This is a genomic window from Enterococcus sp. DIV0294 (genome assembly GCF_050558155.1).
Taxonomy (GTDB): domain Bacteria; phylum Bacillota; class Bacilli; order Lactobacillales; family Enterococcaceae; genus Enterococcus; species Enterococcus faecalis.
On the sequence record NZ_CP187889.1, the window covers coordinates 1,369,984 to 1,383,797 of the forward strand.

Genomic DNA, 13,814 nt, shown 5'->3' on the forward strand with positions numbered 1-13,814 from the left:
AACGAATAAATTTATGGTAAACTAGGAAGTCGAGAAAAGAAAGTAGGTGTCGTTTTTGCAAGAAATTAATTTAAAACTAGATGTCTTTGAAGGACCACTGGATCTTCTACTACATTTAATTCAAAAATTAGAAATCGATATCTATGACATTCCCATTACAGCAGTAACTGAACAATACATGTCTTATATTCATGCGATGCAAACCTTAGAGTTAGAAGTCGCTGGAGAATATCTAGTCATGGCTGCCACCTTAATGGCTATTAAAAGTCAGATGTTGCTTCCAAAACAAGAGCTTGAAATCATTGATGATGAAGATTTTTTTGAAGAGGAAGACCCACGGGAAGCTTTAGTAGCTCAGTTATTGGAGTATCGGAAATTTAAATATGCAGCGACTGTTTTACATGAAAAAGAAGAAGAACGTAAACTCTATTATACAAAAGAACCAATGGATATGGATGATTATAAAGAGGAAGATACAACACTACCGCCTAATCAAATTAATACAATTGATTTATTTCTAGCCTTTCATGCCATGTTAGAAAAGAAAAAAAATCGCCAGCCTGTTGAAACAACTGTTGCTAGTGACGATGTTTCCATCGAAGAAAAAATCACCGCTATTTCAGAACGTATGCGTCAAGTACAGAAAGGGAAGGCAGTGTCGTTTGATTCTTTCTTCGATTCTTATTCCAAACAAGAAATTGTGACAACGTTCATGGCTCTTTTAGAATTAATGAAAACAGGCGTGATTTATGCTGAACAAGAAAATAATTATAGTGAAATTTTGTTATTTAATACAGAAACCCAGCAGGAAGATACAACAGAGGTGGAGGAAACACAGTGACATTAGTTAGTCAAATTGAAGCAATTTTATTTGTGGTTGGCGAAGAAGGAATTGGCTTGGAAGAGCTTGCGTACTTATTAGAGAAGTCAACAGCAAAAACCTATGAAGAATTAACGAAATTGAAAGAACATTATGCTTCTGACAATAAATCGGCGTTAAATATTTTAGAAGTCGGCAATCATTTTGTCTTAACAACTAAGAAAAAATATGCCTCATTACTAAAAAAATATGCGCAATCGCCTATGTCGAACGCCTTATCACAAGCGGCGCTAGAAACATTATCCATTATTGCTTATAAGCAACCAATTTCGCGTATTGAAATTGATGAAATTCGTGGCGTACAGACTTCTGGCTCTATCCAAAAGTTAGTTGCCCGTCAGTTGATAGAAGAAAAAGGCCGCGTAGATGGTCCTGGTAGAGCAATTTTGTATGGCACAACGAAGTATTTTATGGATTACTTTGGGTTGAAAAGTTTAGATGAATTACCAGATATCCAACAAATGGAAGATGAATTAGAAGAAGAACTACCAATGGATCTATTTTTTGATCGTTATCAAGAAACGAACCCAATGTCTGAAACAACAGAAGGCGAGGAAGTTTAAACAATGGAAAGATTACAAAAAGCAATTGCTCATGCTGGGGTGACTTCGCGTCGCAAAGCAGAGGAATTAATTGTCAAAGGTCGCGTAAAAGTCAATGGCCAAGTGGTCAAAGAATTAGGAACACAAGTAAGTAAACAAGATACCGTTGAAGTTGATGGTGTACCAATTTATCAAGAAGAATATGGTTATTATTTATTCTATAAACCAAGAGGGGTTATTTCTGCGGTGTCTGACGATAAAGGCCGTAAAGTAGTAACGGATTATTTTACAGATGTTACTGAGCGAATTTATCCAGTCGGTCGTCTGGATTATGATACTTCTGGGTTGTTACTTTTAACGAATGATGGAAGTTTTTCACAAAAATTAACCCATCCTAAACATGAAGTAGATAAAGTCTACGTAGCAAAAATTAAAGGTGTACCAACTAAACGAGATCTATTGCCATTAGCCAAAGGCATTCGCATTGATGGCAAACGCACAGCACCAGCCAATTTTCAAATTCTTTCAGCGGATATTAAAACAGGTAGCAGTGTCGTGGAATTAACGATTCATGAAGGACGTAATCATCAAGTGAAGAAAATGTTTCAAGCTGTTGGTTTCCCTGTTCAAAAATTAAAACGTGAACGTTATGGTGAGTTGACCTTACAAGGTTTGCGACCAGGACAATATCGTGATTTAACTAAAAAAGAAATCAGTCAATTATTAAATCAAGCTAAATAAGATAAAATGACTCGATCTCTTCGCGCTTATGGCGAAGGGATTGTTTTTTTTTTGAGAAATGAAACAATCAATGAAATTTAATAAAAAAGCTTAGTTAGTTGCATTCATTGTTCAAATCGGTTACACTAAGTAAGTAAAAAAATATAATATAAGGTTCGTCTTCAGGGGCAGGGTGTAATTCCCGACCGGTGGTTATAGTCCACGACTCGTTTTTAACGATTGAATTGGTGTAATTCCAATACCGACAGTATAGTCTGGATAAAGAAGATAGGGCTTATTTGAGACGCTTTTTCATCAGATAATCCTACTCTATTTTTCCCTGCAGAAAAATAGGGTTTTTTTGTATGACAAAGAAGCGAATCAAAAAGTTCGTTGAAGATGGGTCCTTAATTGGAGGATTTCAGATGAACAACAAGGTACAAAAAATGGTCAGCATTGCAATGTTGGCCGCAATCGGTACAGTATTACAATTTGTGGCATTTCCGATTATGCCGGCGTTTAGTTTTTTGAAAATCGATTTTAGTGATATTCCGATTTTACTCGGAATGTTCTTGTACGGACCGTTAGCAGGAGTAATTACTGCTTTTGTTCGTTCGTTGCTACACCTGTTCTTAACCGGACTAGCACCGCAAAATATGGTGGGAGATTTCGCTAGCTTTTTAGCAAGTAGTATCTTCACCTTGCCAATTTTTTATTTCTTTGGTAAAAAGAAAAATATCCGTACAAATCGGATAGTGGGCCTAGTAAGTGGGATCTTAGCCTTGACGATTTTCATGAGTATTGCGAATTATTTTGTCATTACACCAGTTTACTTACAATTATATGGTGTGACCACACAACAATTTTTAGGAACATCTTTAGCAAGCTATGTGGCGATTGGTATTGTGCCATTCAACCTTATTAAAGGCCTCTTAGTCAGTGGTGTTTTTCTAGTACTACATGCGAAGTTATTGCCATGGCTATCAAAAAAACAACATACTATTCAGAAAAAAACACCGTTAACAAAATAAATGATAAAAAACCTGCTGTTGAACAATGTTTGACAGTGGGTTTTTAAAATTTACGCCTAAAAGAAAAGAGGTTGTCATAATCTGTCATCATTCTGTTAAAAAATACTAAACCATCTGCATTGTAATTTTAACTTTCCCTTGGTATGATAGAAATCATCAAAGAAAGAGGAGTTTTCCTGAGTGAAAAAGTGTAAAAATTGTCGTCACGTGAATCGTGATACGGAGTCCTTTTGTGAAGAATGCGGCGCTCCGCTAATGAATGAATCAATGCATCAAGAGGAAAACCAAGCACAACCATCAATGAATAAAGGGAACGAATCTACTCCTCTCAGATCAAAAAGAAGCTGGATCTGGGTGTTTCTTTTTGTGTTCATCGTTCTTGGAGCGGGTAGCTATTTTCTCGGGACGCATTATTTTTCTAAGGAACAACAAATTTCTCATTTTATTGAAGCGATTGAGAATGGTGATGCCCAAGAATTAAGTAAAAAAATGAGGACGAACGAGTCTGAATTTCAAGTGAATCCGCAAAGCATTAAGCCTTTAATCACTTATTATCAAAAAAATCCAACTGAGCTAAAAAAATTAGAAAAAGCGCTATTAAAGGATAAAAAGCTACATGGTTTAACTATTCGTGAAACAAGTCAAACAGCATTTTTCTTTCACCGTTATCAATTCATTTTAACGCCTGTTTCTGTTCAGTTAACGACGAATCAGCGCGGTGTGACGCTGGCAATGAACGGGCGGGAAGTGGGCACTTCCGACTCAACCACTTATCAAAAGGAATTGGGACCCTTAGCGCCAGGACAATATACTTTTACAGCCACAGTGAAAGATAGCACCGGCGAACCTGTTATCACAGAAGAGTATCGTTTATTAGAAGAGGAAAATTATATTTCTAGTATTCCTTTAGATTTTAAACGAATGAATTTTGTTGTGGAAAGCAATCTGCCAGACGCAGATATTTATATTAATGATCGGAAAGTTGGTACGCTAACGAATGGAAGCAAAACGATTGGCCCTTTGTTCTGGTCCAAAGGGATGACGATTCAACTTAAAAAGACGATTAATGGAGAAGAAATTCAAACATCAAAAGAAACGATTGGTGAAAATGATTTTGTCGAAGCGCTCTCCGATAATCCAACGCTACAATTGAATTTTCCGTTAGCTAGCGACTATGATGCCCGCAAAGCGCTAGAAACCTTTTATCAAGCATTTGCCAAACAAGTGAAAAGTCATACGGATAGTACAGAATTTGCTAAAAAATATCTCGTTGGTGGGGAAAATAATCCTCAATTTCCTTCTTTTATAGAAGCACTTGAACGATTACGTGAAAAGAAATCGACCGATGTTTCACCAGATTTTGAAGTGACCATTAATACGCTACAATTGGATGGTAAAGAAAATTACCATGTCAATTATTATTTAGAAGCCAAAAATTCTAAAGCAAAAGAAAATGGTCTTCGTTATGAATGGATCAATGGCCTAAATGATCAAATTCATTTAGTCAAAGAACCGTTAAAAGAAGGACAATTACAGTTTGTTTCGATAGATGAACAAACACTTGCTTGGCTCGAAAAGATACTCTAAGCAAAAATGAGTGCTAAATTATTTAGCACTCATTTTTGCTTATTTCTATTGCACGCGTGGGACATTTGCGGTACGCTTTTAACACATTCTCGCGTTCGTTTTCTGGAATAAATTGTTGTCGAGCATGCGGCTCGTCTTTAAAAAGGACAATCCCATGATCATCATAATCAAATATATTGGGCGCATAAACTTGGCAAAGTCCACAAGCAATACATTTTTCAGGAACTAAACGTGATTGCATAAACAGTGACACATCCTATCTAAAAGAGGTTTACTATGGAAGCAACTTTTATTTTAGCGTTATTATCTCACGGATACAAGGTACGTGCATCAACTTTGTATCATCTTTTAAAAGGCAAACGGACTAGCTCTGTTTTGATTTATGGTTTTTTATATGATTGTTTACGGTTCATTGGCTGGTGGCCAACGATTTCCGAACAAGCCTATTTTCAATTTCTTGAAAAACTTTCGAAGGCGAAACAAATTCAGTATCACAAAGAGACAAATGAGATTCAACTAACAAAAGAAGGGCAACTATTTTTAAAGGAGCACCATTTTTCGTTGCTGGATTATCCTGCAATTGATCTTTATCGTTTTGGCAGAAGTGATCGAGAAAGTTGGCAACTCATTCAATTTGCCGTGCAAGTGACTTCGTATTTATCATTTGAGGAAAAACAGTATATTCCACTTTTATCAACACCGATTCCGCAACTATATTTGAAACGATGGTTACAACAAGACAAGAAAGAGCAGCGCGTTCAATCAATCAAAGAAGAACTGTTGCGAGGGTTTGAGTTACTACCTGAAGCAGAAAGCGACTATTTGGTTGCGCAACTTTCTGGTTATCAGCAAACTGGCAAAGTTCCTCAGCAATTAACAAGCCATAAGACAGTTCTTGAACAGCGTTTATGGCATACGCAAGCGGTTCATCATTTACTGCAGTTGATAATGTACGGAGGAAACTATCCTGCTTTACAAACGCTTGTATGGCCGTATCTAGAAAAAAATCTAAACCAAAGTATGCAAGAAACTCAACGATTGTTAACGGAAGGTAAGACACTTCAAGAAATTGCTGAGCAGCGAAAAATAAAACCGAGTACCATTCATGACCATCTATTAGAGTTGGCTATTCAAGGGCAGCTGCAGGCGTCTGTTTATCTTGAAAAGGAGGCAATACTCCAAAACTTGGCTCAAACAGAACAAGATCCGCGGTTGTGGGTGTATCGGGATTGGCGAGCGCAAGAAGAGACGCTTTCTTATTTAGATTTCCGGTTATATCAAATCCAACAAATTTGGCAAGAAAAGGAGTGAGTGTTGTTGACATTAGAACAAGAATTATTCACTCGATTTGGTTACGCAGCGTTTAAGCCTGGTCAAAAAGAAGTGATTACAAACTTACTTGACGGTATGAATACATTGGCTGTTTTGCCAACAGGCACTGGCAAATCATTGTGTTATCAATTTGTGGGTCAGAAGTTAGAGGGACTAACGGTAATTGTTTCTCCCTTACTTTCGTTAATGGAAGATCAGGTGCGTCAATTACAAAGACAAGGAATTAAAGGTGCGGTTGCCTTAAACAGTACGTTACAGTATTCAGAAAAGCGTTATATTTTAGCGAAAATGTTCCAATACGATTATCTGTTTTTAAGCCCAGAAATGCTTTTGCAGCAAGAAGTACTTAGTGTGTTACAACGCCAAAAAATTGCATTATTTGTGGTGGATGAAGCCCATTGTGTTTATCAGTGGGGCGTCGATTTTCGCCCTGAATATAGTAAATTAGATCTGGTCCAAAAACAGCTAGACTTTCCTTTGACCTTGGCGTTAACTGCCACAGCGACACCCGTTGTACAGCACGCAATTATAAAACAATTATTTTCTCATGGTAGCTATCAAGAAGTTCTTTCTTCAGTGAATCGAAAAAATATTGGCTTGTTCGTGAAGGAAACGTCAGAAAAAGAAGAAGTGTTACTAGATTACTTATCTAAAACGGCTGGTAAAATCATTATCTATTGCGCCACGCGCAACAAAACAGAACAAATTAGTCAACTTATTCAGGCAAAAACCAGTTTTAAGGTGGCCTATTATCATGGGGGCTTGGAGGCTAGTGAACGTAGTCGCTTGCAAGAACAATTTATTGATAATCAAATCGATATTCTTTGTGCAACGAATGCTTTTGGGATGGGAATCGACAAACCTGATGTTCGTGGAGTGATTCATTTTGATTTGCCTGATAGCTTAGAAAATTACCTGCAAGAAATCGGGCGAGCTGGACGTGATGGTCAAAAAAGTTGGGCGCTATTATTGTATAAAAAAGGGGATGAATTTATTCATCGGTTTTTCTTAGAAGAGACAAGAGCGAATCGAGCGACCTTAAAATCGCTGATTGAAGGAGAAGAACAAGCAGGTTTGTTAGAAAATGCCACCGAGTTACAACAAAAATGGGTTCAAGGCTATTTAGCCAAGGATTATTCTTTTGAAGAGCTAGAGCATCGTTTAGAGGAGAAAGAAAAAGATCGTCAAGCGCAATTAAGAGGGATGCTGACGTATATTGAAACCACAACCTGTCGAAGAACGTTGATTCAAACTTATTTTCAAGAACCGATTGTAAAACAATCACTGGAAACTTGTTGTGATAATTGTGCGTTATTCTTTGACATTTACCAAGATTCAATAGTAAAATCGAACAAGACCAGCAATCAAAATGAAGAAGGTTGGCGTTCTAAATTTCTAAAATTATTTAAAGAACGTGATTAATTCATTTTTTTAGTCGGCAGTTGGCAAAAGCTATGATATAATAACAAGCGAGAGAAGTTTAGGAGGAAATTAGCAGTGAGTAAAAAGGACAAAAAGAAAAACCAAGCTCGTGAGCCATGGGAACAATCAATTTATGAACCTGATCAAAATGGTGGTGGTTCTCGTTTAGCAAAACGCCAACAGCAACGAGGAAATTCATTATTTCTAACTGTTTTAGTTATTTTGCTATTATTAATTATTGCCATTCCAATTGGGACTTTCTTATGGATGATGCAAGACAAGAAACCGAACGAAAGTGCTAGCAAAAATAGCCAGCCATCTTCTTCATTAGTCCAATCATCATCAAAAGAGAAGAAAAAAGAAAGTACGTCAAAATCAGTGGAAAGCTCAGAACCAGCAAGCAGCCAACCAGCTGAAAATACAACACCTTCAAGTTCTGATGCTGCTGCACAGCAACAACAGGACCAACAAGCACAACAACAGCAACAACAAGAGCAGCAACAACAACAAGAAGCTCAAAATCAACAACAGCAACAAGCGCAGAACCAACAACCTGTTTATGATACCGTTCAAAGTGGCGAAGGGGCACGTCAAGTTGCCGAACGTAACGGAATGACATTAGAACAAATTTTAGCGTTAAATCCTGGGATTGATACATCTGTGTTTTATCCAGGACAACCATTACGTATTAAATAATCCAGAAAAAGAGGTTTGGACAGCACTTTCAAGGGTTAAACCGCGACGGATGATTACATGAGAATGCCAATAAGCAGAAATTTCCGAAAGATGTTTTGCGTCTTTCGAGGGATTTCGGCTTATTGCTTTTTCGTTAGAAACTCGTCATCAGTTTAAATCCAAGTTCTTTTCTTCTGATTTTAATATAAAAGAAGAAGCGCATTTTAAAGGATGCATATCAGTTAAGGAGTTTTTTCATGGGGAAAATCAGTATTGCTATTGACGGACCAGCTTCGTCAGGCAAAAGTACAGTTGCAAAAATTTTAGCAAAACAATTGAATTATGTGTATTGTGACACGGGGGCCATGTACCGAGCGATTACGTATTTGGCCTTGCAAAATCAAATCGACATTCAAGCGGAAGAGCCATTAGTAGCGCTTTGTGTCAACCACACTATTTCTTTTCAGCAAGCAGAAAATGGCCAACGTGTTTTTATCGATGGTCATGAAGTGACCGAAGCGATTCGCCAGCCAGATGTAACGAATGCTGTTTCAGCTGTTTCAAAACATGCAAAAGTTAGAGAAGAAATGGTGGCGTTACAACAGAAAATTGGTCAAGCTGGCGGAGTTGTCATGGATGGTCGAGATATTGGTACTGCAGTTCTACCAAAGGCCGAAGTAAAGATATTCTTGGTGGCTAGCGTTGAAGAACGTGCAGAACGTCGTTTTAAAGAAAATCAAGAAAAAGGGATTGAGACGGATTTTGAAACTTTGAAGGCGGAGATTGAACGTCGGGATTATTTAGATTCAACCAGAGAAGTATCACCCCTTGTCCAAGCAAGTGATGCTGTGAAAATCGATACAACAGGGTTGACGATTGAAGAAGTCGTCGCCGCCATACAAAATGTGATTAAACAAAAAGGTTTTGAACTTTTTTAAAGAATTTTAAGAAAAATAGAAGAAATCGCTTTATTTTTTTACAAAAATCTCGTACTATGTAAGTATATATAGCTAAGTTTTGGAATTTTTGTTGGCATAGGAGGATAAGAGGCATGACAGATTTTGAAGACAAACAAGTAGCAAACAACGAAACAATGGAAGATGCAATGAACAGCGTTCAAGAAGTCAGTGTTGGCGATATTGTTAAAGGCGAAGTTTTAGCCATTGAAGACAAACAAGTTGTTGTCGGCATTGAAGGAGCGGGCGTTGAAGGCGTTGTTCCTGCAAAGGAATTATCGACTTTACCAGTTGAAGATGTACACGAACTTGTGAAAGTCGGTGATGTGTTAGATTTAGTTGTTATCACATCAATTGGCAAAGATAAAGAAAACGGCAGTTATTTACTGTCAAAACGCCGTTTAGATGCTAAAAAAGTTTGGGAAGAAATTGAACAAGATTTCCAAGCGGGCAAAGTAATCGAAGCACCTGTTACAAATGTTGTTAAAGGTGGTTTGGTTGTTGATGTTGGTGTTCGCGGATTTGTTCCTGCCTCAATGGTTGAAGATCATTTTGTTGCAGATTTTTCTGAATATAAAGGTCAAACACTAGCATTTAAAATTATTGAAATCGAACCTTCAGAAAACCGCTTAATTCTTTCACATAAAGCAGTTGTTGAAGCTGAAAAAGAATCGAAAAAAGAAGAATTACTTTCTTCCTTACATGACGGAGACGTTGTTGAAGGGAAAGTAGCTCGTTTGACAGATTTCGGCGCATTCATTGATTTAGGTGGCGTGGATGGTTTAGTTCATGTTTCTGAAATTGCTCATCAGCATGTGGGCAAACCAAGTGATGCGTTAACTGTTGGCGAAGACGTTCAAGTAAAAATTCTTTCAATTAATCCAGAAGAAGGACGTATTTCTTTATCCATTAAAGAAACATTGCCTGGACCATGGACAGATATCGAAACAAAAGCAGCCGCTGGGACTGTTTTAGATGGCACAGTAAAACGCCTAACAAGCTTCGGTGCGTTTGTGGAAGTTTTCCCTGGTGTGGAAGGATTAGTGCATATTTCTCAAATTTCTCACAAGCATATTGCAACGCCTCATGAAGTTCTTCATGAAGGGGATCAAGTACAAGTGAAAGTTTTAGAAGTTAATCCAGAGGAACATCGTATTGCTTTAAGTATCAAAGCGTTAGAACCAAAACCTGAGTCTCAAGAAGAACCAAAAGAAGAACAGGAATATGAATTGCCTGAAGAAAATACTGGCTTTACCATGGGCGATATTTTAGGTGACGCTTTATCTGATGCGAAAGAAGAGGAATAACACGTTACTTTCTTGAAATTTATGAGTTTGACATAGCCGTAAACAGATCGGCTATGTCAAACTCATTTTTTCTTGAATTGGTTAGAAAATCAGCAGAAACTAAAACTTTTCTTGCACTTTAAGGTTTGATTAGGTAAACTAGTAAGGATTGAAATTCTCAAGGAGGGAATCAAATGGCAAATCCAACTATTGCGATTGTCGGTAGACCGAATGTCGGTAAATCGACTATTTTTAACCGCATTGCCGGTGAGCGTATCTCGATTGTAGAAGATACTCCTGGCGTAACACGCGACCGTATTTATACAACTGGAGAATGGTTAGGGCGTGAATTTAGTATTATTGATACAGGTGGGATTGATTTAGGTGACGAACCATTTATGGACCAAATCAAACACCAAGCAGAAATTGCGATTGATGAAGCAGATGTGATTATCTTTGTTGCTAGTGGCCGTGAAGGAATTACTGATGCAGATGAGTTAGTAGCAAAAATTTTATATCGTAGTAATAAACCAGTGATCTTAGCTGTTAATAAAGTTGACAATCCTGAAATGCGTAATGATATTTATGAATTTTATGCTTTAGGACTAGGGGATCCTTTCCCAGTTTCTGGTAGTCATGGTTTAGGCATTGGCGATGTGTTAGACGAAGCAGTTAAACATTTTCCTAACACTTCAGAAGAAGAGGACGAAGATACAATTAAATTTAGTTTAATCGGGCGTCCAAATGTCGGTAAATCATCATTGATTAATGCTATTCTTGGTGAAGATCGTGTGATTGTTTCAGATATTGAAGGAACAACGCGAGATGCAATCGATACGTATTTTGAATCTGAAGAAGGTCAAAAGTTCTTAATGATTGATACAGCTGGTATGCGTAAACGTGGGAAAGTATACGAATCAACTGAAAAATATAGCGTCATGCGCGCAATGCGGGCGATTGAACGCTCAGACATTGTTTTAATGGTCTTGAATGCAGAAGAAGGTATTCGTGAGCAAGACAAGCGTGTGGCGGGCTATGCCCATGAAGCGGGTCGCGGTATTATTATCGTGGTCAACAAATGGGATACAGTCAAAAAAGATACAAATACAATGCGTGATTTTGAAGCGGAAATTCGTGATGAATTCCAATATTTAGATTATGCACCCATTATTTTTGTGTCTGCATTAACCAAACAACGTTTAAACAAACTGCCTGAACTAATTGAAACAGTTAGTATGAATCAAAACTTACGGATTCCTTCAGCGTTGTTAAATGACGTTGTAATGGATGCTGTAGCAATTAATCCGACACCAACCGATAAAGGAAAACGTTTGAAGATTTTTTATGCAACACAAGTGGCAGTCAAACCACCTACATTTGTTATTTTTGTCAACGAAGAAGAACTAATGCACTTTTCTTATGCCCGGTTTTTAGAAAATCAAATCAGAAAAGCATTTACGTTTGAGGGCACGCCAATTAAAATCATTCCGCGACGCCGAAAATAGTGCATTCTACCATACTTTTTTTAGATATTCAAATAAATTTATCAACTTTGAGAAAAAATGATTATTTTTTGAAAAAACTGGTTAAAATACACTAAAAACCTTGCTATTACAACTTTCTTATGCTATCTTGTTAACAGAATATTGAACCAGATCAATATTTGCTGTCTGTTTTTGGACCACTCAAAAATAGACGGAACTTTAGGTGTGTAAAAACATCGTATCTCTTATAGAGGAGGTGAAATGATCCATGGCAAATAAAGCAGAATTAATCGAAAACGTTGCATCTTCAACTGGTTTAACTAAAAAAGATGCTACTGCAGCAGTAGACGCTGTCTTTTCAACAATTCAAGAAACTCTTGCTAAAGGTGAAAAAGTTCAATTAATCGGTTTTGGTAACTTTGAAGTTCGCGAACGCGCAGCTCGTAAAGGACGTAACCCACAAACTGGACAAGAAATTCAAATCGCTGCAAGCAAAGTACCTGCATTCAAACCAGGTAAAGCATTGAAAGATGCAGTGAAATAAGACAGACAATTAGAACCCTTGGTTTCCAAGGGTTCTTTTTTGAATCATACATAAAAAATGTTATTTTAAGAGGTGGTCGAAACAGCACGCTAAAAGGCTAAATTGTAACGAACCTTGGGTGAGAAAAACGTGCTTCGCTCCGAGAATCAAGCGGGAACGGTTCGACACTCGCTCCTTGCTTTTTTGATAAAAAGAGAAAGATTTATGAATGAAGGACAAAAATAAGTTGTTGCCAGTAGCTGTTTTTTAGTGGTTATGCTAGACTTGGGGTGAAGGAAGAGGAAACAGTCTTAAGGTGGTGAATCAATGAAATACAACTATTCTAGAGGGGAAAACAAGGTCGCTATTATTTATGGAGAAACATTTGCTTCCGTCCTAAAAAAACGACCAGTAACGACGGAGTCAATCGTTGTTTTGGCGAATCAGCGTTACTATGATCTTTTTTCGGAGAAGATTAATTATGCCTTTGGGGAACAGTTGGGATTAAACTGGTATATTTGTCGCAATGATGTTCATTGCAATGACTTATCAGAATTAGAAAGTGTGTTACGTTTCTTAGCTGATTGGCCAGAAAATCAGGATGTTTTATTGATTGGTTTGGGTAATGAAGGGGTACTACAATTAACCGCATTTTTGCACCAAGTAAGTGAGTGTTCCTCCAAATGTTGGCTGATGCCTGTGTCTGTTCAAGCGTTACGCCAAGGACTTTTACCAAGTGTCACAATTCAGCAAGCACAGCATGCAACTATGCATATAGAAAATCATTCAGAAGAAGTTTTGTTTGATAGTACCTTGACCAATAAAAAAGGTGCCGCTCCTTTAATTGATTTGCTCGTTTTTATTCGAGCGGGTCTTGTCTGTGATTATGCTTATTTACAAATGCTATACCAAACGTATCCAGATAAAAAACGGTTGAATCAAACGTCATTTAATGGTATTTTAGACGAGTTGTTATCCTTTTATGAACGAGCAGGGGAAAAAGTGGATCAATTTGGCCGAGTTTTTGAAGCGGCCTTTGCTACAACCGAAAATGGCCATTTGTTATCAGGTCCCATGAAACGATTATTGGGATTATTGTTACAAGTTTTATGGAGCCAGCAAGTCAATCACTTTGACTTTCAATTTAAAAATTTTATCGTTTGGTTTATTCGCTTAGGTTTTCCGGTGGCGTTTCCAAAAGAAATTTTAAGTGCTGATTACGCAGAACAAGTCTTGGCTCACACAGAAACACTAGGTCCTCCTATGGTGTTGGAAAAAATCGGTCGACTAGGAGCAACTTTAAAGCCAACGCCCGATCAACTGTTAACAACGATTGAAAGATACCAAGAAATTTTAAAAGAGATTTGAGGGGAAAT

At 37.5% G+C, this 13,814-nt stretch carries 14 protein-coding genes and 1 riboswitch; of the genes, 13 read left to right on the forward strand and 1 reads right to left on the reverse strand.

Going from position 1 to position 13,814, the window contains the following annotated elements; all coding sequences use genetic code 11:
* The first annotated feature begins 46 nt into the window (after positions 1 to 46).
* The 5 genes from IGJ20_RS06740 to IGJ20_RS06760 all read left to right on the forward strand — a co-directional run bounded on the left by IGJ20_RS06740 (position 47) and on the right by IGJ20_RS06760 (position 4,760).
* On the forward strand, positions 47 to 841 hold the full coding sequence (locus IGJ20_RS06740) for a segregation/condensation protein A (RefSeq protein WP_002390627.1): 795 nt from the start codon (positions 47 to 49) through the stop codon (positions 839 to 841).
* A complete protein-coding gene (gene scpB, locus IGJ20_RS06745; RefSeq protein ID WP_113826051.1) occupies positions 838 to 1,443 on the forward strand; it encodes an SMC-Scp complex subunit ScpB in 606 nt (201 codons plus the stop codon). Before IGJ20_RS06740 ends, scpB begins: the two co-directional genes overlap by 4 nt.
* A 3-nt stretch (positions 1,444 to 1,446) precedes the next feature.
* Positions 1,447 to 2,163 carry a pseudouridine synthase gene (locus IGJ20_RS06750; protein WP_002357624.1) on the forward strand — a complete coding sequence of 239 codons (717 nt, stop codon included), beginning with the start codon at positions 1,447 to 1,449 and terminating at the stop codon, positions 2,161 to 2,163.
* Positions 2,164 to 2,316: 153 nt separating this feature from the next.
* Positions 2,317 to 2,436: riboswitch (FMN riboswitch) on the forward strand.
* A 71-nt stretch (positions 2,437 to 2,507) separates the two neighbouring features.
* Complete coding sequence (locus IGJ20_RS06755; protein WP_002384530.1) at positions 2,508 to 3,173, forward strand: ECF transporter S component; 666 nt, start codon at positions 2,508 to 2,510, stop codon at positions 3,171 to 3,173.
* Between the two features lie 255 nt (positions 3,174 to 3,428).
* Complete coding sequence (locus IGJ20_RS06760; RefSeq protein WP_002398998.1) at positions 3,429 to 4,760, forward strand: zinc ribbon domain-containing protein; 1,332 nt, start codon at positions 3,429 to 3,431, stop codon at positions 4,758 to 4,760.
* 22 nt (positions 4,761 to 4,782) lie between these two features.
* Here IGJ20_RS06760 and IGJ20_RS06765 read toward each other — a convergent pair whose 3' ends face one another.
* On the reverse strand, positions 4,783 to 5,001 hold the full coding sequence (locus tag IGJ20_RS06765) for a ferredoxin (protein WP_002357617.1): 219 nt from the start codon (positions 4,999 to 5,001) through the stop codon (positions 4,783 to 4,785).
* A 35-nt stretch (positions 5,002 to 5,036) separates the two neighbouring features.
* On the opposite strand from IGJ20_RS06765, the gene IGJ20_RS06770 reads away from it, so the two are divergent.
* The 8 genes from IGJ20_RS06770 (at position 5,037) to IGJ20_RS06805 (ending at position 13,806) form a co-directional block, all read left to right on the forward strand.
* Entirely contained in the window at positions 5,037 to 6,071 is a 1,035-nt protein-coding gene (locus IGJ20_RS06770; protein WP_101732313.1) for a helix-turn-helix domain-containing protein, read from the forward strand.
* On the forward strand, positions 6,072 to 7,514 hold the full coding sequence (locus IGJ20_RS06775; protein WP_002400437.1) for a RecQ family ATP-dependent DNA helicase: 1,443 nt from the start codon (positions 6,072 to 6,074) through the stop codon (positions 7,512 to 7,514).
* A gap of 75 nt (positions 7,515 to 7,589) precedes the next feature.
* The gene (locus IGJ20_RS06780; RefSeq protein WP_002384525.1) at positions 7,590 to 8,210 is read left to right on the forward strand and encodes a LysM peptidoglycan-binding domain-containing protein; all 621 of its coding nucleotides are present in this window, start codon (positions 7,590 to 7,592) and stop codon (positions 8,208 to 8,210) included.
* 236 nt (positions 8,211 to 8,446) lie between these two features.
* On the forward strand, positions 8,447 to 9,127 hold the full coding sequence (gene cmk / locus IGJ20_RS06785) for a (d)CMP kinase (protein ID WP_002357612.1): 681 nt from the start codon (positions 8,447 to 8,449) through the stop codon (positions 9,125 to 9,127).
* Between the two features lie 113 nt (positions 9,128 to 9,240).
* Entirely contained in the window at positions 9,241 to 10,452 is a 1,212-nt protein-coding gene (gene rpsA, locus IGJ20_RS06790; RefSeq protein ID WP_002360341.1) for a 30S ribosomal protein S1, read from the forward strand.
* Between the two features lie 173 nt (positions 10,453 to 10,625).
* Entirely contained in the window at positions 10,626 to 11,936 is a 1,311-nt protein-coding gene (der, locus tag IGJ20_RS06795) for a ribosome biogenesis GTPase Der (protein WP_002357608.1), read from the forward strand.
* 247 nt (positions 11,937 to 12,183) lie between these two features.
* Positions 12,184 to 12,459, forward strand: coding sequence for an HU family DNA-binding protein (locus tag IGJ20_RS06800; protein ID WP_002357604.1), 276 nt, complete (start codon positions 12,184 to 12,186; stop codon positions 12,457 to 12,459).
* 306 nt (positions 12,460 to 12,765) lie between these two features.
* Positions 12,766 to 13,806, forward strand: a complete 1,041-nt coding sequence (locus IGJ20_RS06805) for a hypothetical protein (RefSeq protein ID WP_202522530.1) — start codon at positions 12,766 to 12,768, stop codon at positions 13,804 to 13,806.
* The last annotated feature ends 8 nt before the right edge of the window (positions 13,807 to 13,814 follow it).

Bases quoted from the DNA above. Each gene is read 5' to 3' on its own strand.
- cmk (WP_002357612.1), top strand. From the start codon at position 8,447: ATGGGGAAAATCAGTATTGCTATTGACGGACCAGCTTCGTCAGGCAAA.
- IGJ20_RS06770 (WP_101732313.1), top strand. From the start codon at position 5,037: ATGGAAGCAACTTTTATTTTAGCGTTATTATCTCACGGATACAAGGTA.
- IGJ20_RS06755 (WP_002384530.1), top strand. From the start codon at position 2,508: ATGACAAAGAAGCGAATCAAAAAGTTCGTTGAAGATGGGTCCTTAATT.
- IGJ20_RS06765 (WP_002357617.1), bottom strand. From the start codon at position 5,001: ATGCAATCACGTTTAGTTCCTGAAAAATGTATTGCTTGTGGACTTTGC.
- IGJ20_RS06760 (WP_002398998.1), top strand. From the start codon at position 3,429: ATGAATGAATCAATGCATCAAGAGGAAAACCAAGCACAACCATCAATG.
- IGJ20_RS06805 (WP_202522530.1), top strand. From the start codon at position 12,766: ATGAAATACAACTATTCTAGAGGGGAAAACAAGGTCGCTATTATTTAT.
- der (WP_002357608.1), top strand. From the start codon at position 10,626: ATGGCAAATCCAACTATTGCGATTGTCGGTAGACCGAATGTCGGTAAA.
- rpsA (WP_002360341.1), top strand. From the start codon at position 9,241: ATGACAGATTTTGAAGACAAACAAGTAGCAAACAACGAAACAATGGAA.
- IGJ20_RS06750 (WP_002357624.1), top strand. From the start codon at position 1,447: ATGGAAAGATTACAAAAAGCAATTGCTCATGCTGGGGTGACTTCGCGT.
- IGJ20_RS06800 (WP_002357604.1), top strand. From the start codon at position 12,184: ATGGCAAATAAAGCAGAATTAATCGAAAACGTTGCATCTTCAACTGGT.